Annotated in this window: 21 protein-coding genes; 5 read left to right on the top strand and 16 right to left on the bottom strand. The window is 69.1% G+C overall.

Annotated elements, in window-relative coordinates:
* Positions 1-326 precede the first annotated feature (326 nt).
* Positions 327-1133: an AfsR/SARP family transcriptional regulator gene (locus ABZ863_RS19035; RefSeq protein ID WP_358537186.1), complete on the top strand. Its 807-nt coding sequence runs from the start codon at positions 327-329 to the stop codon at positions 1131-1133.
* Positions 1134-1187: 54 nt separating this feature from the next.
* Here ABZ863_RS19035 and ABZ863_RS19030 read toward each other — a convergent pair whose 3' ends face one another.
* The 10 genes from ABZ863_RS19030 to paaZ form a co-directional block, all read right to left on the bottom strand.
* A complete protein-coding gene (locus ABZ863_RS19030; RefSeq protein ID WP_358537184.1) occupies positions 1188-2729 on the bottom strand; it encodes a phosphopantetheine-binding protein in 1542 nt (513 codons plus the stop codon).
* A complete protein-coding gene (locus ABZ863_RS19025) occupies positions 2726-4225 on the bottom strand; it encodes an AMP-binding protein (protein ID WP_358537181.1) in 1500 nt (499 codons plus the stop codon). Before ABZ863_RS19025 ends, ABZ863_RS19030 begins: the two co-directional genes overlap by 4 nt.
* On the bottom strand, positions 4213-5253 hold the full coding sequence (locus tag ABZ863_RS19020) for a ketoacyl-ACP synthase III family protein (protein ID WP_358537178.1): 1041 nt from the start codon (positions 5251-5253) through the stop codon (positions 4213-4215). Before ABZ863_RS19020 ends, ABZ863_RS19025 begins: the two co-directional genes overlap by 13 nt.
* Before the next feature lie 71 nt (positions 5254-5324).
* Complete coding sequence (locus ABZ863_RS19015) at positions 5325-6794, bottom strand: MFS transporter (RefSeq protein ID WP_358537175.1); 1470 nt, start codon at positions 6792-6794, stop codon at positions 5325-5327.
* A 50-nt stretch (positions 6795-6844) separates the two neighbouring features.
* On the bottom strand, positions 6845-7924 hold the full coding sequence (gene paaE, locus ABZ863_RS19010) for a 1,2-phenylacetyl-CoA epoxidase subunit PaaE (protein WP_358537173.1): 1080 nt from the start codon (positions 7922-7924) through the stop codon (positions 6845-6847).
* A 1-nt stretch (position 7925) separates the two neighbouring features.
* Positions 7926-8417, bottom strand: a complete 492-nt coding sequence (gene paaD, locus ABZ863_RS19005) for a 1,2-phenylacetyl-CoA epoxidase subunit PaaD (RefSeq protein WP_358537170.1) — start codon at positions 8415-8417, stop codon at positions 7926-7928.
* Entirely contained in the window at positions 8411-9295 is an 885-nt protein-coding gene (paaC, locus tag ABZ863_RS19000; RefSeq protein WP_358537167.1) for a 1,2-phenylacetyl-CoA epoxidase subunit PaaC, read from the bottom strand. The genes paaD and paaC overlap by 7 nt, the downstream gene beginning before the upstream one ends.
* Positions 9296-9302: 7 nt before the next feature.
* Positions 9303-9590 (bottom strand): 1,2-phenylacetyl-CoA epoxidase subunit PaaB, encoded by a 288-nt coding sequence (gene paaB / locus ABZ863_RS18995; RefSeq protein WP_358537164.1) that lies wholly within the window; start codon positions 9588-9590, stop codon positions 9303-9305.
* On the bottom strand, positions 9587-10522 hold the full coding sequence (paaA, locus tag ABZ863_RS18990) for a 1,2-phenylacetyl-CoA epoxidase subunit PaaA (RefSeq protein ID WP_358537516.1): 936 nt from the start codon (positions 10520-10522) through the stop codon (positions 9587-9589). Before paaA ends, paaB begins: the two co-directional genes overlap by 4 nt.
* An 8-nt stretch (positions 10523-10530) precedes the next feature.
* Entirely contained in the window at positions 10531-12558 is a 2028-nt protein-coding gene (gene paaZ / locus ABZ863_RS18985; RefSeq protein WP_358537513.1) for a phenylacetic acid degradation bifunctional protein PaaZ, read from the bottom strand.
* Positions 12559-12684: 126 nt separating this feature from the next.
* Between paaZ and ABZ863_RS18980 the strand changes: the two genes are divergently transcribed.
* Both ABZ863_RS18980 and ABZ863_RS18975 read left to right on the top strand, forming a co-directional pair.
* Entirely contained in the window at positions 12685-13296 is a 612-nt protein-coding gene (locus ABZ863_RS18980; RefSeq protein ID WP_358537162.1) for a TetR/AcrR family transcriptional regulator, read from the top strand.
* A gap of 61 nt (positions 13297-13357) precedes the next feature.
* Entirely contained in the window at positions 13358-14260 is a 903-nt protein-coding gene (locus tag ABZ863_RS18975; RefSeq protein ID WP_358537160.1) for an SDR family NAD(P)-dependent oxidoreductase, read from the top strand.
* A 15-nt stretch (positions 14261-14275) separates the two neighbouring features.
* Here ABZ863_RS18975 and ABZ863_RS18970 read toward each other — a convergent pair whose 3' ends face one another.
* The 6 genes from ABZ863_RS18970 to ABZ863_RS18945 form a co-directional block, all read right to left on the bottom strand.
* On the bottom strand, positions 14276-15625 hold the full coding sequence (locus tag ABZ863_RS18970) for a hypothetical protein (protein WP_358537158.1): 1350 nt from the start codon (positions 15623-15625) through the stop codon (positions 14276-14278).
* A gap of 42 nt (positions 15626-15667) precedes the next feature.
* On the bottom strand, positions 15668-16711 hold the full coding sequence (locus ABZ863_RS18965) for an ABC transporter permease (protein ID WP_358537156.1): 1044 nt from the start codon (positions 16709-16711) through the stop codon (positions 15668-15670).
* Entirely contained in the window at positions 16704-18230 is a 1527-nt protein-coding gene (locus tag ABZ863_RS18960) for a sugar ABC transporter ATP-binding protein (protein WP_358537153.1), read from the bottom strand. Before ABZ863_RS18960 ends, ABZ863_RS18965 begins: the two co-directional genes overlap by 8 nt.
* 4 nt (positions 18231-18234) lie before the next feature.
* On the bottom strand, positions 18235-19194 hold the full coding sequence (locus ABZ863_RS18955; protein WP_358537151.1) for an ABC transporter substrate-binding protein: 960 nt from the start codon (positions 19192-19194) through the stop codon (positions 18235-18237).
* Positions 19195-19300: 106 nt separating this feature from the next.
* Positions 19301-20353, bottom strand: coding sequence for a LacI family DNA-binding transcriptional regulator (locus ABZ863_RS18950; protein ID WP_358537148.1), 1053 nt, complete (start codon positions 20351-20353; stop codon positions 19301-19303).
* A gap of 136 nt (positions 20354-20489) precedes the next feature.
* Positions 20490-21047 (bottom strand): hypothetical protein, encoded by a 558-nt coding sequence (locus tag ABZ863_RS18945; protein WP_358537145.1) that lies wholly within the window; start codon positions 21045-21047, stop codon positions 20490-20492.
* 152 nt (positions 21048-21199) lie between these two features.
* On the opposite strand from ABZ863_RS18945, the gene ABZ863_RS18940 reads away from it, so the two are divergent.
* Positions 21200-21844, top strand: coding sequence for a nuclear transport factor 2 family protein (locus tag ABZ863_RS18940; protein ID WP_358537510.1), 645 nt, complete (start codon positions 21200-21202; stop codon positions 21842-21844).
* Positions 21841-22410 (top strand): carboxymuconolactone decarboxylase family protein, encoded by a 570-nt coding sequence (locus ABZ863_RS18935; RefSeq protein WP_358537143.1) that lies wholly within the window; start codon positions 21841-21843, stop codon positions 22408-22410. Before ABZ863_RS18940 ends, ABZ863_RS18935 begins: the two co-directional genes overlap by 4 nt.
* Positions 22411-22608: the final 198 nt, after the last annotated feature.

Genomic DNA, 22608 nt, shown 5'->3' with positions numbered 1-22608 from the left:
CTTATCCATCATTTAAGTACTGCCGAGTCAAATAAGCTCGAGTGGGCGCCGATTGCATATTCTGGCAACCACGGCAATAGACGTGACCATCATTACAACCGGTTGGACCACCACCCACCTGTCGATCGGACCAGCGGACGTTGCTCCGTGACAGGCACCGAAATCCGTACCTCACCCGTACGCCGGAGCGCCGGGACGACCGCACAACGCCTGCCGGAACAGCGGGGTAACTTCGATCGAAATCTGATCAATTCCGTCACCGCACCGCCACGCTGTGCAAAAATCCTGCCGATACCCGAGCAGGGAACTGAATACAGGGAGTTCGCGTGCGCTTCGAAGTTCTCGGACCGCTTTCCGTGGTCGATTGCGTTGACGGACAGAGACGGTCGCTGCTGCCGAGCGCGATCAAGAAGCGGATCCTGCTAGCGGCGTTGCTGTCCCGCGCGGGTGAGATCGTGTCGACCCCGAGCCTCATCTCGGAGATCTGGGGCGACCGGCCTCCGGCGAAGGCGCGCGGGGCGCTACACGTCTACATGGCACAGTTGCGCAACCAGCTGGCACAGGCCAGTGTGACGGACAACGCGGCCACGATCGTGACCGAAGGTCCCGGCTACGCGTTGCGGCTCATCGGCGCGGAGTTCGACCAGACCGAGTTCGAGCCGCTGCTGGGCCGCGCCAGGTCCCAGCTGCAGCACGGCGAGCTGTCCGCGGCGGGCACGACCATACGCCATGCACTCGGGCTGTGGCGGGGTCCCGCGCTTGCCGGTCTCGCCGAGGGAACCGGCACCATGCTCGGTGTCTTCGCCACCTGCCTCGACGAGGAGTACGTGGCGGCACTGGAACTGCGGGTGGAGATCGACCTGCTGCTGGGACGGCACCGGGAGGTGATCGCCGAGCTGATCCGCCTGGTGCACGACTACCCGCTGCGCGAGACCTTCTACAAGCAGCTGATGCTGGCTTTCTACCGCTCGGAACGGCGCGCCGACGCGCTGAACTGCTTCGTGCAACTCCGCAGCCGCCTGCGTGAGGAGCTCGGCGTTGAGCCGTGCCGGCCCATCCAGCAACTGCACCAGGCGGTGCTGAGCGCCGACCCCTCGCTGGACCGGCACCAGCTCAATACCGCTGCGTCGTAAGCTTGCGGTGGCGCTCCCCGGGCCCTGCCGGATACCGGGGAGCACCCTTTCCGCTCAGCTGCGTTCTCTCACCGAGGCGAGGAGCTGCCACAGCCCACCGGGCGTAGCGAAGGCTTCCGGAGTCAGCTCGTGATCCGGAATGGTGACGTCATAGGCCTCCTCCAGCCGCACCAGCAGATCCACCAGCGCCAGCGAATCCAGCCCGGCCGCTCGCAGGCTGACCTCGGCCGTGACGGCCTCGCCGAGGCGAGGCAGCACCGACCGGAGCACCTCGGGGAACCGGCTGTCCCACGCGATCGCTTCACTGTCCACTTCGGTCTCCTCTGCGCGCTGCCCTGCTGGGGCTTCGACGGTGACGGGCTGGCGAACCAGGGCGAGTTTGCTGGCCGAGGCCACCTCACCCCCACTGAGCACGATCTCGGCGGCCGCGGGCCGGGACAGGAACCCGATCAGGCTGGCCGTGGCACCGTACGCGCCGACGTTCGGCACGGCGAGGTGCTGCCCCACGCGCAGCGCCGGCAGTTCGGCCGTACCCCTGCCGAGCGTGTCGGCCGGCGTACACAGTGGACCCACGAGCCGGGTCGGCACCGGATCGTCCGCGGCCTCGACACCGTCCGCCACCACCGGGAGCGGGACCGCGGACAACGGCAGCAGCCTGCCGATGCCGGACAGCCCGCCGAGATGGTTGATGCCGGTGTCCAGTACGGCGAACCGGCTGCCCCGGCTGTCCTTGACGTCGGTGACCGTGCAGAGCAGGGTGCCGCTGTCGCCGACGAGATGCCGCCCGCTTTCGAACAGCACGCGCGGCGCGCCCTGCCGCCAGCCCGGGAACCGTTCATCCAGCGCGGTTTCCAGTGGCGCGCGGAGGTTCTGGTAACGCGGCCGCTCACCAGGCCCGGCGAACGGGCAGGCGAACCCACCGCCTAGATCGAGCACCCGCACGTCGATACCGAGCGCCTCAGCGAGCGTGCTCGCGGTCGCGATGCTCGCCGTCATCTCCGTGACCAGGCTCTGCTCGTCGGCGGCGTTGGTCAGCGGGAAGAAGTGGAACCCGACCACCCGAGCGCCGCGAACACCAGCCAGCTCGGCCTTGCGGTCGAGGAGGACGTCGACGTCGGTGCCGAACTGCGAGGCCGCGCCGGTCATGCGCATCCCGGCGTCGCCGGGGGCATCGGAACCGTTGACCCGCAGTACACAGTCGACCTCGCGGCCCAGCTCCACCGCCACCGCACCGACCCTGCGAAGGTCCACAAGCGACTCGACGGAGAAGGTGGCGACCCCGGCGGCGATCGCGGTCCGCAGCTCGCCGGCGGTCTTGCCCGGCCCGGTGTAGAACGCCTCCGCCGGGTCCGCGCCCGCGCGCAGCGCCGTGGCCAGCTCACCGGGCGAGGACACCTCGGCGTGGCAGCCCCCGGACAGCAACGCGGCGACGAGATCCTCGTGCGGGTTGGCCTTCAGCGAGTACAGCAGTGTGGCCTCGGCGGGAACGGCGGCCCGTAGGTCGGCCAGCGCGGCCCGCACGCGGTCCAGGTCGTAGACGTAGGCCGGGCTGCCGTAGCTGGCAAGCAGTTCCGTGGCCAGATCGGGAGAGATCACAGCGAACTCCCTTCCCGCGGCGGCAGGAGCTCACGCAGCCGCGCCTTGTCGGTTTTGCCGTTGGCGGTCAGGGGAAGCGCCTCGAGGAGATGACAGCGCGCGGGGACCTTCGCGGGTTCCAGCAGTGCGGCCAGCCCGGTCAGCACGGCGTCGCCGTCGAGGTCCGCGACCGCGACCAGTTCCAGGTCGTGCTCGCCTTCGGGCGGAAGCACGGCGACCGTGTGGACACCCGCCAGTGTGGCCGCGGCGGCCTCGATCTCCAGCACACTCGCTCGCACTCCGCGCCGCTTGAACTGGTCGTCGCGGCGACCGTGGAAGTACAGGTGCCCGTCCGGGTCCAGCCTGCCGTAGTCGCCGGTGCGCAACCGGCGGGCACCGGTGGCCGGATCGGTGTCGAAGCGGTGCGCGGTCAGCTCGGGGGCGCCCCGGTAGCCCAGCATCACGTGCGGGCCGGTGACCACGATCTCGCCCAGCTCGCCCGGGGGCAGGGGCGTACCGTCGTCGGCCAGGACGTCCACGCACGTTCCGGGCAGCGCCGTGCCCACCGAACCCGGCTTGTGCCGGTCGACGTCCGGTTCGGCGATGGTGACCCGCTTGCATTCGGTGATGCCGTACATCGCCACGACCGCAGCGTTCGGGAACACCGCGCGTAGCTCGGCGATGTCGGCGGCGGTCAGTGCGGCGCCGGTGTTGGTGAACATCCGCACGTGGTCGGCGACCTCGCCGCGGCGGGCCAGCCGCGCCAGCATCCGTGCCGTCGAGGGCACAGTGGGTAGCACCGTGGCACGCGTGTCGCGCAGGGTCTTGACCATGCCGATCGGGTCGTCCGCGTCGGCCAGCACCAGCTCGGCACCGGCCAGCGCGGCCAGGAACACCTGGTACAGACCGTAGTCGAAGGACATCGGCGAACCGACGAGCACGGAATCGCTGTCGCGGTAGGCAAGGCGGGCGGCGATCGCGCGGGCCGCGAAGTCCACCGCCGAGTGCGGGCACACCACGCCCTTGGGGCCGCCGGTGCTGCCCGAGGTGTAGATCAGTAGCGCGATGTCCTCGCCGGTCACCGGCGCCGCCTCCGACAGCGGTGGCGCGGTCACCATGTCCTCGATGGCGAGCACGGGGCAGTTCGCCGCCAGCGCATCGCCTGCGGGTGCGAGGACAACGGCGGGCTCGGCGTCGGTCAGCACCGTGGCCACTCCCGCCGGGGGCAGCTGCGGGCTCAGTGGTACCAGGACCGCCCCCAGCCGCAGTGCTCCGAACACCACGGCAGGCAGCTCTCGCCGGTTCCGCGAGCGCAGCACCACGCGGTCGCCGCGCTGAACCCCGGCCCGGTGCAGCGCCCCGGCCACGGCCTGTGCGGCGATGTGCAGCTCGGCGTAGGTCCACGCACCAGCCGCGTCCCGGACCGCGGGCGCGTGTGGATCCCGGTGCGCCGCCTCATCCAGTATCCCGGCGACACCAGCCGCTGCCGTGGTGCCGGCAACGGTCACTGCGGCCACGTCCGCTCGGTGGCCTGCGGCAGGCCGTCGAGGATCTCCACCACGGCGCAGGTGCAGGTCAGCCCGGCACCACCGCCGACGACGAGTACCCGGTCACCAGCGCCGACCACGCCGGTGACGAGCAGGTGCCGGAGCCCGGCGAACTGGTCTCCCGCGCCGATGTGGCCATGGGTCCGGGCGAAGGGCCAGGTGGTCTGTTCCTCCCCGACGCCGACCAGCTGGCTGAGCTGCCAGTCCAGCTTCGCGCGCCCCGCAGCGGGAATCACGACGCCGCGCAGGTCGGCAAGCTCCGTCTTGGCCTCGGCGAGCGCCTGCGCGACGGCCGACTGCACGGCCTCGGCGAGCCGGACGGTCGAGGCGCGCATCCCACCGTGAGTGGCGAAATGGTGCTCGATGCGGGCGGTGATGTCCAGCGGGCCCCGCTGGTAGGAGTCGAAGAACCGGGGGCCGCGCAGCACCTGCTCCAGCCCGTTGTCGGACACCGTCGCGGTCGACAGCAGCCGCGCGAACCCACCTTCGGTCGACAGCAGCAGCGCGGTGCCGCCGTCGCCGTAGGGCAGCCCTCGCTCGCTGCGCCACCGGTCCACCCCGGGCAGACAGAAGCGGTCGCCGGTCGTCAGCAACGCGGCGCCGCCCTGCTCGAACACCAGCCGCGACGCGGCGAGGTCCATCGCTCCCACGGCGGCATTGCACTGCTGCTGCAGATCGAACGCGGTCACCTGCTCACCGACGGCATAACGGGCCACATAGGACGCTGCAGGCCACATGTCCACGCCCTGGTACCACAGGCTGGAGTGGAACACCATGCGGATGTCGGCGATGTTGACGTCCGAGTGCGTGATGGCGTCCCGCGCGGCAAGCACGGCCATCTCGGGAGCGGCCTTCTCAGGCTCGACCAGCACCGAGGTGATCCCGTTGGCGGCGAACTCCTCCGCGTCGTACTGCCCCGCCGCCACCGCGTCCTCCGCGGACACCGCGGGTGGCAGGTACACGCCGATTCCGGCGAGGAAGATGTTGTCCCACTGCATGTCGTTCTCCCAGGCGAGGTGATCGGGATTGCGGTTGCGCCCTAGCCTTGCCGGGGCGGCTGATGCGGCGCTTAGGGCGCGCTTTTCGTGCCTGCCCTGCCCGGCAGCAGGCGGATCGCGACCGCTGCCGCGAGCAAGGTGATGAGCGCGCCGATCGTCATGGCGCTCGCGGAGGCGATGTCGAAAGCGGTACCCGCTTGTTCGGCCACCGCTGTTCCCTCCACGGCCGCGCGATCGAGCGCGGCATGTAGCGACGCGTCCGGCATCCGGTGCTGGAACACCCGGTTCAACACGGCACCGACGACCGCGACGCCCAGTGCGAAACCGAGTTCCTGCATGGTGTCGTTGACCGCCGAGCCCGAACTGGCGCGGTCATCGGGCAGGCTTGCCACGAGCATGCTGGTCGCCACCGGTGTGGCCAGCCCGAAGCCGATCCCGACCGCGGACAGCGCCACGACGATGATCGGATACTGGTGGCCCCACCAGCCCAGGATGAGCAGTCCTGCCGCGGCCATGATCATCCCGGCGCCGACAGCCCACCGCGCACCGAGGCGCTGAGCCACCGCGGGCGAGAACGCCGTGGCCGCAAGGACGGTGAGGGCGACCGGTCCCACGGCGAGCCCCGCCGTGAACGGGCTCATGCCCAGTTGTTGTTGCAGCCGCTGGGTGAGTACGAGGAGTGCACCGGCGAGGCCGAAGAACAACAACATGTTGCTCACGGCGGCACCGGCGAACCGGCGGTCGCGCAGCAACGACACCTCGATCAACGGGTGCGGCGCCGTCCGCAGCCTGCGCACGAACGCGACCGCGGCGACGATGGCCACCAGCCCGCCCGCCACCACGACACCGGAGGGAGTCGCCGGCGCCCCGAGCTCGATCACGGTGAACACGAGTGCCCCGATGGTCAGCACCGACAGCACGGCGCCGCGCACGTCGGTCGGTGGCGCGGCCGGGTCGGCGGACTCCCGCACGACGACGAGACTCGCCACCACGACGCCGACGACGAGCGGCACGTTGAGCCAGAACACCGCGGACCAGCCGAACTCGTCGACCATCAGCCCGCCCAGCACCGGGCCCAGCGCAACGCCCAGTGCGGCGATGCCGCTCCAGGCGGCGATCGCCTTGGGCCGCTCCGTCCGGTCGAAGGTGTGCAGCAGGATCGCGAGCGTGCCGGGCATGACGAACGCCGCCGCCGCACCGAGAACCGCGCGCAGCGCGATCAGCTCGGCGGTGCTGGTGGCGAACGCCGCCAGCACCGAGGCCGCACCGAACACCGCCAGCCCCCCGAGCGTCAGCCGTTTACGGCCCCATCGGTCTGACCAGACTCCCGCCACGATCAGCAGGCCGGCGAACACGATGGAGTAGCTGTCGATGATCCACTGCACGGCGGTGAGGTCCGCGCCGAGATCGCGCATCAGCGCGGGTATCGCGACGTTCATGGCGGAGTTGTTCAGCACCACCACGCAGAGCGCGAGGCCCATCAGCGTGAGCACGATCCAGCGGCTGCGCTCCCGCACGGTCGGCGACTCGGTAGCGGTCACCGGTCAATGACCGCATGTCCGCCTTAAGTACCGCTTGCCCTTGTGGAGGTTCAGGCGTCGAAGTCGACGGTGAGAGTCTCCGAACACGGTAGCGACTGGCAGGTCAGCACGAAACCGGCCGCGACCTCGGCCGGCTCGAGCGCGAAGTTGCGGCGCATGTCCGCCTTGCCGGTGGTGACCTTGGCACGGCAGGTGCCGCAGACGCCGCCCTTGCAGGCGAACGGCAGGTCCGGGCGGGCCCGCTGTGCGCCGTCGAGGATCGGGATCTCCCGTGAGAGCGCTGTGGTGGTGGAACGCCCGTCGAGGACGATCGTGACCTCGCTCGTCAGCCCCTCGACCGGTGCCTCCTCGTGCCGCACCGGTTCCGGTGGCACATCGTCCACATAGAACAGTTCCTGGTGGATGCGCTCGGCCGGGACACCCGCCTCGCGCAGGCGATCCCGCGCGACGGTGACCATCCCGAAAGGACCGCAGAGCCACCAATGCCCCACCGCGCCGACGTCGGGCACCAACGCCAGCAGCGCGGTGAGCTTCTCGCCGTCGAGGCGCCCGGTGAACAACTCCGCCTCACGCGGTTCCCGGGAGAGCACATGCACCAGTTCGAGCCGGTCCGGGTAACGGTCCTTGAGATCGGCCAGCTCGTCGGCGAACATCACCGTGTCCGTACGACGGTTGCCGTACAACACGGTGACCGCCACGGCCGGGTCGCGCAGAACGGTCGCGGCGATCGACAGCACCGGCGTGATGCCCGATCCCGCGGCGATCAGCACATGGTGCGCGGCCGCCCCGTCGGGTGTGAACTTCCCGGTCGGGGTACCGACCTCGATCTCGTCACCGGGCCGCACCCGGCGGACCAGCCAGCTGGAGAACAGCCCGTCCGGCACCTCCCGCACCCCGATGCGGGGCGCGCTGCCCTCCGGTGCGCAGATCGAGTAGGCCCGGCGCTCCTGCCTGCCGTCGACGATACGGCGCAACGTCAGCGACTGTCCCGCCCGGAACGCGTAGGACTCCGCCAGCTCCGGCGGCACGTCGAAGGTCACCGCGACCGCGTCGTCGCACAGCGGGGTCACCTCGGCGACGGTGAGGGTGTGGAAGTCGCCCCGCAACCTGGACCTCGTGCTCGCGGTCACCTCAGATCTCCTTGACGTGTTCGAAGGGTTCGTGGCACGAGCGGCACCGCAGCAGCGCTTTGCACGCGGTGGCCCCGAACTCCGACACCAGCTCCGTGTCGGCCGAACCGCACCGGGGGCAGCTCACCTGTCGCACCGACGGGGCGAGCGTCAGCCGGACCGGCCCTGGCGCAGGCCGCGGCGCGCTGCCCGGCGGGGCGATGCCGGCCGCGGCGAGCTTGCGGCGGCCGTTGCCGGTGATCCAGTCGGTGCTCCACGCCGGGTGCAGCACCATGCGCACCTCGACGCGGGAGTACCCGGCGCCCTGCAGCGCGTGCACCAGGTCGTCGCGCATGGTGTCCATGGCCGGGCAGCCGGTGTAGGTCGGCGTGATCGACACGGTGACCGTGCCGTCCGATTCGGACACCTCGCGCAGCACGCCGAGATCGGCCAGCGTCAGCATCGGCAGCTCGGGATCGCGGACGGTCTCCGCGATGGCTCGTGCGGTCACCATGTCGCCTCCGGGTGGGCACGGGCGACACTCTGCAGCTCCGCCAGCAGGTAGCCCATGGCCTCGGTGTGCCTGCCGCCGCGGCCGGTACGGCCGGCGACCCCGGCCCTGCCCGCGGTCTCGGGCCTGCGCAGAGTCGCCGCCTGCAACACCTGCTCCAGCACGCTGTCGAACTCGGCGCGCGCCGCCGCCGGATCTGCCGCGACACCGGCCCGCGCCAGCCGCGACTCGATCTCGTGCGGGGCGAACAGCTCCTCGACGAACGGCCAGATCCCGGCCAGCCCGGCCCGCATGCGCTCGTGCGAGAACGCGGTACCGTCGCCGAGCCGCACCGCCCACCAGGCGGCGTAGTCGCGGTGGTAGGTGAGCTCCTTGACGCCCTTGTCCGCGATCGCGGCGAGAACCGGATCCTGCGACGCCGTCAGGGCCTGGAACAACGCGAGCCGCCAGGTCGAGTACACCAGCAGCACAGCGATCAGCTGCCCGAAGTCGCCCCGTTCGAGCTCGGCGAGCCGGACGTTACGGAACTCGTGCTCGTCGCGGAGGAACGCGAAATGGTCCTCGCCGCGGTCGGTACCGTCCGCCTTACCGGCGCGGGCCAGCAGCAACCGGGCCTGGCCGAGCAGGTCCAGCCCGATGTTGGCGATCGCGACCTCGTCCTCCAGCTCGGGCGCGTGCGTGCACCACTGCTGCAGCCGGTGCGAGAAGATCAGCGCGTCGTCACCGAGCATCAGGCAGTAGGCGGCAAGGTCGGCACCATCCACACCGGACGGTACCGAGGTGTCCACACCGGACAGCGGGTCGGAGAACCCGGTGCCGAACGCCCAGCGTGAGTCGTCGTGAGCGTCGGCGAGTGCCTCGTAGGCGTTGTCGAAGGACATCTCGGGCTCACATGTGGGGGACGTTGTCGGGGATGTCGTAGAAGGTCGGGTGCCGGTACACCTTGTCGCCCGACGGCGCGAAGAACGGGTCCTTCTCGTCCGGGCTGGACGCGGTGATGTCGGCGGCCTTGACGACCCAGATGCTCACGCCCTCGTTGCGCCGCGTGAAGAGGTCACGGGCGTTGTGCAGGGCCATCTGGTCGTCGGCCGCGCGCAGCGACCCGACATGCACATGGTTGAGGCCGCGCTTGCCACGCACGAACACCTCGTAGAGCGGCCACTCGTTCTCGTTCACGCTGTCGCCTCCGCCGCCTTGCGCGCGTGCGCGGCCGCGGCTTCGCGGACCCACGCGCCGTCCTCGTGTGCCTGCCTCCTGCGGGCGATGCGTTCGGTGTTGCACGGCCCGTTGCCGGAGATGACCTGCTTGAGCTCGGACCAGTCCACCTGGCCGAAGTCGTAGTGCCCGCGCTCGGCGTTCCACGTCAGCTCGGGGTCCGGCAGCGTCACGCCGAGCACGTCGGCCTGCGGCACGGTCATGTCGACGAAGCGCTGCCGCAGCTCGTCGTTGGTGTGCCGCTTGATCTTCCATGCCATCGACTGCGCGGTGTTCGGCGAGTCCGCATCGGGCGGGCCGAACATCATCAGCGACGGCCACCAGAACCGGTCCACCGCGTCCTGCACCATGCGACGCTGGCCGTCGGTGCCCTTCATCATCGTCATCAGCAGCTCGTAGCCCTGCCGCTGGTGGAAGGACTCCTCCTTGCAGATGCGGATCATCGCCCGCGCGTAGGGGCCGTAGCTGCTGCGGCACAACGGAACCTGGTTGCAGATCGCCGCGCCGTCGACGAGCCACCCGATCACGCCGACGTCGGCGAACGACAGTGTGGGGTAGTTGAAGATCGACGAGTACTTCTGCCGGCCGGTGATCAGCTTCTCGGTCAGGTCGGTACGGTCGGCGCCCAGGGTTTCCGCCGACGAGTACAGGTAGAGCCCGTGCCCGGCCTCGTCCTGCACCTTCGCGAGCAGGATCGCCTTGCGCCGCAACGAGGGCGCGCGGGTGATCCAGTTGCCTTCGGGCTGCATCCCGATGATCTCCGAGTGCGCGTGCTGCGCGATCTGGCGGATCATCGTCCTGCGGTAGCCCTCGGGCAGCCAGTCCCGCGGTTCGATCCGCTGGTCCCTGGCGAGCGTGTGCTCGAAGTGGGCCTCGAGGTCCTTTTCGGACATGGTGGCGGTCACGAGTTCTCCTTGGCCACCAGGGTGAGCACGTCGTACTTGGCGACGGACTCCTGGTTCTGGTTGGTCACGTCGGCGTCCCAGCGGACCTCGCCGTAGCCGGCGTTCTCGCGGGGCGTGATCTGCTTGGCCGTCAGGGTCACCGTCAACTCGTCACCAGGTTTGACCGGGGTCAGGAAGCGCAGGTTCTCCAGGCCGTAGTTGGCCAGCACCGGACCGGGCTCGGGCGAGACGAACAGGCCCGCCGCGAAGGACACGACGAGGTAGCCGTGGGCCACGATGCCGCCGAACAGTGGGTTCGCGGCCGCGGCCTCCGGGTCGGTGTGGGCGTAGAAGGTGTCGCCGGTGAACTCGGCGAAATGGTCGACATCGGCCTGCGTCACGGTTCGTGGCCCGGCCACCACCGAGTCGCCGATCTTCAGCTCCGCCAACGACTTCCGGAACGGGTGCACGTCTCCCCCGGTCCGCGGAGCACCCTCGACCCACCGGCCGGTAACGGCCGAGAGCACCACCGGGCTGGCCTGTACAGCGGTGCGCTGCATGTGGTGCAGGACGCCGCGGATGCCGCCCATCTCCTCGCCGCCGCCGGCACGACCGGGACCGCCGTGGACGAGCTGCGGCAGCGGTGAGCCGTGACCGGTGGACTCCCCGGCGTCGTCGGTGTCGAGCACCAGCAGGCGCCCGTGCCAGGGCGCCACACCGAGGACCACCTCGCGGGCGAAGCCGGCGTCACCGGTGACGATCGACCCGGCGAGGCTGCCATGGCCGCGCGCGGCCAGCTCGATGACCTGCTGGGTGGAGGTGTAGGGCAGCAGTGTGGAGACGGGACCGAAGGCCTCGACCTCGTGCGGTTCGGCACGTTCGGGGTCGCCGGCCTTCAGCAGCACCGGTGAGAGGAACGCGCCTCGCTCGGCGTCGGCGTCGATGACCTCGACCCGCTCCGGGTCGCCGAACACGACGGTGGCCGCGTCCTGGAGTGCCTTGAGGGAGCGCCGGACCTCTTCGCGTTGTTCGAGGCTGGCCAGCGCGCCCATACGCACCTCGGCGTTGGCCGGGTTACCGATCGTCACCTTCGCCAGCCGTTCACGCGCGGCGTCGACGATGTCGTCGATGAGGTTCGCCGGGACGAACGCACGCCGGATCGCGGTGCACTTCTGGCCTGCCTTGACGGTCATCTCGGTGACCAGCTGCTTGACGTAGAGGTCGAACTCGGCCGTACCGGCAGCGGCATCCGGGCCGAGGATCGACAGGTTGAGCGAGTCGGCCTCGGCGTTGAACCGCACGGCGTTGCGCACGATCGCCGGGTGGGTGCGCAGTTTCTGCGCTGTCGAGGCCGAGCCGGTGAACGACACCAGATCCTGCTCGGTGAGGTGCTCGAGCAGATCGCCTGCGCTGCCGGAGATCAGCTGCAGCGTGCCCTCGGGGATCAGGCCCGAGGTGATGGCCAGCTCGACGAGCCGTTCGGTGAGGTAAGCGGTCTGGCTGGCCGGCTTGACCAGGCTCGGCACCCCCGCCAGGAACGCGGGCGCGAACTTCTCCAGCGGGCCCCAGACCGGGAAGTTGAACGCGTTGATCTGGACCGCGACGCCGCGCAGCGGGGTGGCGATGTGCTGGCCGAGGAACGTGCCGCCCTTGCTCAGCGGCTCGACGCCCCCATCGACGTAGACGGTGTCGTTCGGCAGCTCGCGCCTGCCCTTGCTGGAGTAGGCGAACAGCACGCCGATGCCGCCGTCGACGTCGAACTTCGAGTCGCCCAGCGTAGCGCCGGTCTTCGCGGACAGCTCATACAGCTCGGCGCGATGTTCACGCAGGCGCGAGGCCAGCGCCTTGAGCAGCGCTGCCCGCTGGTGGAAGGTCAGCTCCCGCAACGCAGGCCCACCGACCCGCCTGCCGTGGTCGAGCGCGGCGGCCATGTCGATGCCAGCCGAGGAGATCCGTGCGACCTCGGCGCCCGTCACGGCGTCGTGCAGCGGCGCTCCCTCGCCCTCGCCGGTCCGCCAGCCGCCGCTGACGTAGCTACGCAGCATCGTCGTCGAATGCTGGGGCATCGTTCCTCGCTCTCCCAGATTTACCAACCGAACGTTCAGGAATTAATGCTAGCGTGCAGCCGTAGAGAACGAAAGCGGTGATGGTGGCATTGCGATAATGCGGCCATGACCGAGTCACCGCGCAACCGAGCCGCCAAACGAGGCAGGCCCGGATACGACCTGGAGTCCCTGCTCGCGGTGGCGGTCAGACTGTTCAACGAGCGCGGGTACGACGGCACCAGCATGGAGGACCTGTCCCGCCAGCTCGGCATCACCAAGTCCGCGATCTACCACCATGTGCGCAGCAAGGAGGAGCTCCTGGAGCTGGCCGTGAACCGCGGCCTGGACGGGCTGTTCACGGAAGTGGCCAAGCTCGACGCGATGGAGGAACGCGCCATCAACAAGCTCGAGCACCTCGTGCGGGCAAGCGTCGGCGTGCTGGTCGAGCAGTTGCCGTTCGTGACCCTGCTCCTACGAGTGCGGGGCAACACCAAGGCCGAGAAGGCCGCGCTGGCCCGGCGCCGGGAGTTCGACCAGATCGTCACCGATCTGGTCAGCAAGGCCGCGGCCGATGGTGACCTGCGCCCCGACATCGACCCCGCGACCTCCGCTCGTCTGCTGTTCGGCATGGTCAACTCGCTGGTCGAGTGGTACCGGCCGCGGGGCGGCGTCGATGCGGCCACGCTGGCGGACGCGGTGACCACGGTGGCCTTCGACGGCCTGCGCGTGCGCGGTTGACACTGTCAACTCATCCGGCTAGGTTGACAGTGTCAACCTAAGTTGGAGGGGCGAGCACGTCATGAACCAAGGGAAGCGGGCTGTGGTCACCGGTGCCACATCCGGCATCGGGGAAGCAATCGCACGGCGGCTGGCAGCCGAGGGAATGACCGTCGTCATGGTCGGCCGGAGCGACGAACGGCTCAACGCGGCACGGCGGCGCGTGACCGCCGCGGTGCCCGGCGCCGAGGTGAAGCTGGAGCGGACGGATCTGTCCTTGCTCGGTGATGTGCGTGCTCTCGCCGAGCGCCTGGCCGCCGACGTCGTGCCGGACATCGTGATCAGCAACGCGGCGACCATCGCCGGGATCCGGGACCGCACGCCCGAGGGGATCCAGCCAACCCTCGCCACCAACCATCTGGCGCCGTATCTGCTGATGCGCTCGCTGATCGAGCCCATCGGGCAGCGACCCGCACGGTTCATCGTCGTGGGCGCATCGCCGACCGGGTTGACGCGGGTGCCGGTCGATCTGACCGACCTGGACTGCGCAACCGGGCGTGGGCTGGGAATCGCGCCCAGCTTCAAGCCGTTCGTCGCATATGGACGAACCAAGAACATGAACGCGATGTTCGTCTACGCCCTCGCCCGCCGCCTCACCAACACACGCATCACCGTGAACGGCGCGCACCCCGGAATCATCAAGGGAACCGGGCTCGACCAGAATATCGGCGGTACCTTGCGCCTGCTCAACCTTCTGTCGAAGCCGTTCCTGTCCGGCCCCGACACCGGCGCCGATACTCCCGCCTGGCTTGCGACAGCGCCGGAGGTCGACGGAGTCACCGGAAAGTTCTTCGTCCGGCGGAAGCAGGTGCCGACCGCACCGCACACCACCGATGTCGCGCGTTGTGACCAACTCTGGGACGAGAGCGCGCGGCTCGTCGGTCTCACGCCGGCCCTGTCGACCCGAAACAGCGGACGAGGCTGAACAGGCAGGGCTTGGTCACCCTCTGATGTGCACAGTGGGCGGGCCGGCCAGCTGGTCGGCGACCGTGCGCCAGGTGTCGGCGAACAGGCCGTACGCCGTCTTGATCTCCACACCGACGGGCAGCTCCGGGCATTCGTTCTCGCCGTTGGAGCCCCAGTTGACCCAGCCGGACTCGCGGCGCTGGACGATCTGGAATGCGCCGGACGGCGCGGAAGTCCACCACACCATCGCCCGCTTCGTGCCTGTGTGGAACTCGGCCGTCTTCGAGGCGGGGCCGGGAAAGATCGTCGCGTCCGGTACCGCCGAGACGTCGACCGGTCCGGTCGCGTGCGTCCAAGCGCGCCCAGGCACATCCGCCCGGACATGTGCCGCTGCGCGGACGTGTGCGAGCCTGCTGCGGATCTCGTCGTGGTCGAGGGCCTGCTCCCAGGCACAGAACAGCCGCCAGTACAGGTCCCAGTGCGCGGCCGTCATGTCGCCGTCGAGCTGCGCACGGAACTCCTTGAACCGGCTGCTCTCCGATTCGGAGGTGGCGAGCGTGTCGGTGACCATGGCGACCAGTTCCTCGGCGTACGGGTCACCCGAGCGGTAATGAGTGTCCGCATAGGACTCGAAGCGGTCGAAAACGAGCTGCCCCCGCCCGCCCTCGAACTCGTCGCCCACGGTGATCTTGTTGGTCACCGACCGGCCGTTGACGACAATCTGGAAGTCGTCCACCCGGTAACGCCGGTTGAAGTAGGGCGTGCCGTGGGTGAACCGCCAGTCGATGGAGAACGTCTTGCCTTTGAGCTCATCCAGCAGCCCGTCCGGCACCGTGCCGTGCATGCGGTAGTGGTGCAGGACCGGTCCTCGCTCGACGACCTCGATTTCCACGGTCGTGTGCTCCGGCGGGTTGATGAGCCCGTTCTCCGGGGTGAAGAACGGGCCGTAGAAGCCGCCGATCGCGTTGTTGCCGGAGGGCAGCAGGTCGACGCCCTCGTGCAACGACCGGAAATGCCGGATGCCCCACTTCGACGAGCCGGTTCCCTGCGCGGTGCCGGTGCACAGCTCGAGGTCGAAGTAGCCGGTGTCCAGCCGGGCGAAGGCGTCGGGCTCACGCGGATCGAGCGCGCGTATGCCCGCACCGGTGTCCTCGACGGGGCCGATCAGGGTGAACTCGGTGCTGCCCTGGAAGGACAGCACGGCGACGAAGTTCGTCCGGCCCGGCTGCGCGCCCGCGGTCAACCGCTGACACAGCACCCGCTCGCCGCCCGGGGTGCGCGCCAGCCACAAGTCACCATCGAGTTCACTGTGGACAGTGAAGGTCACGGGTTCGTGGATGCGTGGACCGGGCTGGGTGTCGGTGACGACGACGGTGCAGGACACGTCGCTGGCTCCTCTCCTGTTCACGATGGCAGGCGGGTGGGGTCAGGCCCCCGCCGCCGTGGGCACTTTCGGCGCGCGGCGGCGCAACCTCAGGGATCGCCGTTTGAGGCTGTCGATCGCAACCGCGACGATGATCACCGCTCCCTTGATGAGCAGCTGGGTGAAGAACGGAACGTTCATCAGGATGAGCCCGGTGCTGAGCACGCCCAGGATGATCGAGCCGATGAGCGTGCCGAGGATGCGGCCCCTGCCGCCCATCAGGCTGGTCCCGCCGAGCACGACGGCTGCGATCGCGTCCAGCTCGTAGCTGGTGCCCGCGGTCGGTTGTGCCGAGACGACCCGGGCCGCGAAGATGACCCCTGCCAGCCCGGCACAGGCCCCGGCCAGCACGTACACCGACGTGATGACCCGCTTGACGTTGATCCCCGCCAGCCGCGCGGCCTCGGCGTTGTCGCCGACCGCGTACACGTGCCGCCCATAGCGGGTGCGTTCCAGCAGGAACCACGCGACCAGATAGACGAACACCATGATCACGACGGGTGCCGGGATCCCGGCGAGGTAACCGTTTCCGATGTCGCGGAAGCTCAGTCTGTTGTCGACGATGGGCTGCCCGTCGGTCATCGTGTAGGCGAGCCCGCGCAGGAACGTCATGGAGCCCAGCGTGACGATGAACGCTGCCAGCGAGAGGTAGGCGGTGAGCACGCCGTTCAGCAAACCGGCTGCCGCGCCGGCGAGGACGCCGAGCAGGATGGCGACCGGTGCGGGCAGCCCTGCCACGGCGGTGAGCACGGCGACCACACCGGACACGGCGAGGATCGAGCCGACGGACAGGTCGATGCCCGCGGTGAGGATCACGAACGTGAGCCCGGCTGCGAGGATGGCATTGATCGCGATCGAGCGGGCGATGTTGAACAGGTTGTCCACCGAGGCGAAGTTCGGTGCGATCACCGCCATGAGCGCTACAAGGGCGATCAGGACGACGAGGATGCCGACGCGGTCCCACCAGTACGCGAAGTCGAACGCGCGCGGGGGCTCGGGTGCCGCCGCGCCAGTGGGTTCGGTGGTGTCAAGGGTGCGCTCAGTCATGGGTCACTCCGGTGGAGCCTGCCGCCGTGCCGGTGGCGTGGAACATGACGTCCTCCTCGGTTGCGTGCTGGGAGTCGAGCTCGTGCACGATGCGCCCGCCACGCATGACGAGGACGCGGTCGCTGATGCCGATCGCCTCGGGCAGGTCGGACGAGACGACGAGGACAGCCTTGCCACGGTCGGTCAGTTCGTTGATCAGTTCGTAGATCTCGCTTTTGGCTCCGATGTCGACGCCCCGGGTCGGCTCGTCGAGGATCAGTACCGCGGAGTCGCGCAGGAGCCAGCGCGCGAGCACTGCCTTCTGCTGGTTCCCGCCGGACAGCGCGACCACAGGTAGGCGTAGCGCGCCGCGCCGCAGGCGCAGCCGGTCCAATGTGGTCGTGACACCGTCGCGGATCCGGCGCCGGTGCAGCACACCCGCGGTGACGTGGGAACCGAGCGAGCTGACAGCGATGTTGTCCTCCACGGCCAGCTGCGGGAACAACGCCTGGTCCTTGCGGCTCTCCGGCACCATCGCGATACCGGCGCGGATTGCCTCGCGGGGCGTGCGGGGTGTGACGGTCCGGCCGCCGACTCCGACCGAACCGGCGCGGGGCCGATCGGCTCCGAAGACGAGCCGGGCGACCTCGGTGCGGCCGGAGCCGACGAGCCCGGCGAGGCAGACGACCTCACCTGCGCGGACCCGGAAGCTGACAGGGCCGACCCCGTCACCGGTCAGCCCAGCCACGTCGAGCACGACCTCGCCCGGCTTCCGCGCGCGGTGCTGGTACAGGTCGTCGACGGGGCGCCCCACCATCATGCGCACAACGTCGGCAGGGCGGACCTCCTCCCGGTCCCTGGTGCCGATGTACCCGCCGTCCCGGAAGACGGTGACACGGTCGGCGAGCTGCCAGACCTCCTCCATGCGGTGGGAAATGTAGATCATTCCCACCCCGGCGCCACGCATCTCCTCGATCACCTCGTAGAGGCGCAGCGCCTCCGCCCTGGACAGGGCGGCGGTGGGCTCGTCGAGCACGAGAATCCTGGCGTCCTCGCTGACAGCACGGGCGATCTCCACGAGCTGCTGCATGCCCACGCTCAGCGCTCCCAGTGGCCTGCGCGGGTCGATGTCGGCACCGATGCGGGCCAGTTTCTCCCGCGCGCCACGGATCATCGCCCGCCGGTCGAGCGAGCCGTAGGCGGTCCGCGGCTCCTGTCCCAGGGCGAGGTTCTCGGCCACCGTCAGGTTCGGGAGCGTGTTCAGCTCCTGGTGGATGATGGCGATGCCGTGCTGCCGGGCCTCCGCGGGTGTTCGGATCTCGATCTCCGCGCCATTGAGCAGGATCCGCCCCGCGTCCCGCTGCTCGTTTCCGGCGAGGATCTTCATCAGCGTCGACTTGCCCGCACCATTCTCGCCGAGCAGCGCGTGCACCTCGCCCGCACGCAGTTCGAAGTCGACGCCGCGGAGCGCGACGGTGGCGCCGAAGCTCTTGGTCACTCCCGCCAGCCGCAGCAATGGAGTGCGCAGGTTACCCGACATCGGACTACCAGCCTTGGTATTCCTTGACGTTGTCCCGGGTCACCAGCTCGCTCGGGATCAGGATGGTGTGCTCCTTCGGCGGCTTCCCGTCCACAATGTCCTGTGCGACGCGAACCGCCGTGCGCACCATCTCCGCCGGATTCTGGGTGGCGGTACCGATGAACGGCGAGCCCCCGCGCTGGAGCTCGGAGACCGCTTCGGGGCTGCCGTCCACGCCGGTCACCTTCACCCGGTCGCCGCGGCCCGCCTGCTCCACCGCGAGCACCGCGCCGAGTGCCGAGGGGTCGTTCATGCCGAAGATCCCCTGCACATCCGGTGTCGCGGTGAGCATGTCGGTGGTCACGGCGAGCCCGGAGGCGCGGTCGTTCTTGGATGCCTGCTGGCCGACGGCCTTGATGCCAGGGAACTCCTTCATGGCGTTGCGGCAGCCGGTGATCCGGTCGCGGATGGTCTGGATGGGCGTGCCGTCGACGAGCAGGATGTTGCCTTTGCCACCCAGCTGCTCGAACAGGTAGGTGCAGGACTTCGTTCCGGCCTGCACCGCGTCGGTCATGACGACGGCATCGGCTCCCTTGGCAGGGGTGTCGACGGCGATCACGATGATGCCGGCCTGCTTGGCTCGCTGGATCGCCGGCTCGAGGCCGCTCTCGTCCACCGCGCTGACGACGATCAGATCGACTCCCTGTTGAATGAACGCGTCGATCTGGTTGTTCTGGTTGGCCAGGTCCAGCTGCGCGTCCTGGGTGTTGATGGTGGCGCCGATCTTCTGCGCGGCCTGCTTGGCTCCCTTGTCCATCGCCGAGAAGAACGGGTTGGACATGTCCTGGACCATGAGCCCGATCGAGGCGATCTTCTCGGGTTTGGCAGCAGCGGTATCGGCGTCGCCGGAGGTGCAGCCGGTCAGGGCGAGTGCGGTCATCGCGGCGATGGCCAAGGCGGTGACTGTGGGCGTGCGACGTTTCATGGAGTACCTCCTCGTTGAGGGATTGAGGATTGAGGGCGTAAGGGGCTGGCGAGCCCGCCGCCGGGAGCGGCTCGCTGGGGTGGTTCTGGGTTATGCGCGCGGCAGGTCAGCAGCCGCAGGATCGCCTGATGATGAGATCGGCGCTCACCTCCTGGCGGTCTTCAGGCCGGTAGGCGGGGGTGGGCTGGTCACCGCGGCGCTCGGCCTCGACCTGCTCATCGATGATGCGCGTGAGGGTCCGCGCGGCCAGCACGCCGATGTGCTCGCTGTCCTCGTTCAGCACGGTCAGCGGCGGGTCCAGCAGGGATGCCCAGGCGAACTCGTCGTAGGCGATGATCGCGACATCGTGGGGAACCCTCACCCCGCGATCGCTGAACAGATGCAGGGTGCCGTGCGCCATCGGGTTGTTACCGGCGATGACGGCACGTGGGGGTGTGCCACCGCCCTGGTCGAGGTGGGCCGCGAGAGTGGCGTAGGCGGAGGCCGAGTCGTTCTCGCTCTCGAGTATGGTGAGCGCCGCGCCGTGCCTGCGAGCGGCCTCCCTGATCCCCCGCTCGCGTTCGAGCCGGGTGGACCAGAGCGCGGGGTAGACGAGGAAGAGCCAGTCGGTATAGCCGTGTTCGGCGAGGTGAGCACCGACCCTCATGCTCGCGGAGAAGTTGTCGGTGGTGACGCTCGGGATGCGCGTGTTGTCGAGCGGCTGGGAGTCGACGAATACCAGCGGGATGTCCCAGTCTGCGAGCAGCCGCGTGTTGTGCGGGCTGAGCGGCAGCGTCGAGATGACACCCGCGGTCCGGGACTGGATGAGGTGCTGCACCGTGGCGTCCTCGTGCTCGGCGGTGTGGTAGCCCTCGACGGCGATGTCGGCGACGACGGCGGTCCTGCCGGAGGCGCGCAGTGTCCGCTGGATGCCCTTCATCAGGTCGATGTAGTAGTAGTTCGAGGTACTCGCCGTGATGACCGCGACCGAGCTGCGGGTGTTCTTCCGCAGCTCCTGCGCGGCCCGGTTCGGCACGTAGCCCAGTTCACGAGCGGCTTTCAGGACGAGCTCCCGGCTCGCCGGGGAGACGCCGTCGGCGTTGCTCAGCGCGCGCGAGACGGTGTAGATCGACAGTCCCGAGGCACGACTGACGTCCCGTAGCGTCGGCTTCTTCGCCACCTGCCGTCTCCTAAACGATTAGGGCTAAACGATTAGGAAGGACCATAAGTGGTGATCTCACGCTCGTCAAGACAGGTGTTGAACGCAGTGAGGGCCACTGTGCTTGCGTCGGTGGCCCTCACTGCCGTCGTCAGGCTCAGCTCACCTGCACGGTACCGCGCACCTTGGGCACAACCTCCTTGGCGATGCGGTGCATCGACGCGATCCACGGCTTGGGGTCCTCGACGTAGTCGTGGGTGTTCATCACGATCTGGCCGAACCCGCCGGTGTCCTCGGCCATCTTCTCGATCACGGTCTCGGGCGAGCCGCAGATCCACACGTGCTCGGCGATGAAGTCCAGGTCGATGTCTGCCGCGTCGATGTCGGTGCCGTCGATGTAGCCGTCAAGGATGTTGAAGGTCTTGTAGACCGGCACGAGGTACTGACGCCAGCAGTGGCCGAGCCCGCCCTCGATCGCGATCCGTTTGGCTTCCTTGTCCGTGTCGGCGACGACGATGTCACGACAGATGCGGAACCGGCAGCGGTCGGCCGCGTACCCCTTGGCGGCGGCCCCCTTGGCGTAGGTGTCCCAGTGCGAGCGCGCGATGTCCAGCCCACCGAAGAACGAGATCGGCGAGAGGCCGGAGTAGTCGAACACTTCGCGCGGTGAGCGCTCTGGGCGCATGTACGGGACGTGGAAGATTCCGCTCTTCATGATCTCGGGCTCACCTTCTGGTTCTTTTGGATGGTCGATGTGGACGGTGTTCGCGCGCTAAACCAGGGTTCCTTCACTGTCCTTTGTGGATAATCTCGCGCCACCTCTTCGGCGAAGCGGGCCAGTTCCTCGTTGTTGCGGCCGGGCTCAAGGTGGCCCTGGCCGAACATGAGGAAGCACTCGTTGAAGCCGAGCCGCTCGTGTGCCTGCTCGATCTGGCGCGAGATCTCGTCGGCGGTGCCGATGACCACGTTGGGGAACTGCTGGCCGTGCGGGATGAACCACTTGTCCCAGAACCAGCGGTGCTCGGCTACTTCATCGCCGCCGACGACAACGACCTGGAGACACTCGGGTCGACCTTCGCCGAGGACGCCGAGTTCGTCATGGGCGGTGGATTCTCGGGCGGCTCCGATCGCGCAGCGATCGTCAAGTTCATCGAGAACGACCGCAAGAACATGGGCGCCACCGTGCATACCCACAACTACACCCTGCTGACGTTCACCAAACGACGACCACGCGAGCGGCGTCGTCGGCGCGCGCCTGGAACTCGACCGCGGCGGGACCACGGTGTACGGCGGAGTCCGGAACCCTCGACGACTACGTCCGCACGCCGGAGAGCTGGAAGATCACACGGCGAGAGCTCGCGACCATCCACGTCGGACGGTAGGAGGACGTGGCGACCTCGCTCACCAGTGACCTGCGCGCCCCCTGGCCCGGCCAGGGCCCCGCCCCCGCCGACCTACCGCGTTAGTCCTTCTCGGACGAGCGCAGGAGGCCACCGAACAGGATCTCCGTGAACGTGTCGACGGTCTGGGCGGCGGTGGCGACGCTGCATCCCGGCGGTATCGATCACCGGATCCGCGCAGCGCTCGATGCTGGCGCCACCACGGCCCAGGCGCACGAAACGCTCGTGGTCGTGTCCGGGCTCGGTGTGCACACGCTGACGGAAGGCTCGCGTCGACTGGCCACGATCCTGCGGCAACGAGGCGACCTCAACGAACCGCTGGATGCCGAGCGCACGGCGTTGCGAGAGCGGCTGCCGGGCCTCGACCCGTACTGGGCCGAGTTCGAGCGGGAGGTCCCTGGCTTCCTCGACGCGCTGCTGCGGATGTCGCCGGAGGCGTACGAGGCGTTCTTCGCCTACTGCGCCCTCCCCTGGCGCACCCGCCAGGCGCGCGCCGTGGTCAAGGAACTGATCTCCATGGCCAGCGACGCCACCCCCGCGCGTCGCTACGTGCCCCGCCTCCGGCTGCACCTCGCTAACGCAGTCCGGCTCGGCGCTGGCCGGAAAGCAGTTCTCCACGCCCTCGACATCGCCGCCGCAGCTCCGCCACATCCCGGGGTACCCGCCCACCGCCACTGATCCACGCGCCGCTGACGCCTTGGCCTACCCGAAGGGATCCGCCGGCCGAGGCAGCCGACCGATCATGACGCCAGCGCCACCGGATCGGGTCCGTACCGCAAACGGCTCTGGCGCGCTTTCGGTGGTGGCGTGGTGGGTCCCCGGCGGAGCCGGGGTTTGGGGTTGCCATGATCGTTTGTGGCTGAGATGGCGAAGCGG

Source organism: Saccharomonospora sp. NPDC046836 (assembly GCF_040645195.1).
Lineage (GTDB): Bacteria > Actinomycetota > Actinomycetes > Mycobacteriales > Pseudonocardiaceae > Prauserella_A.
This window is presented reverse-complemented; position numbering and strand designations above follow the sequence as displayed.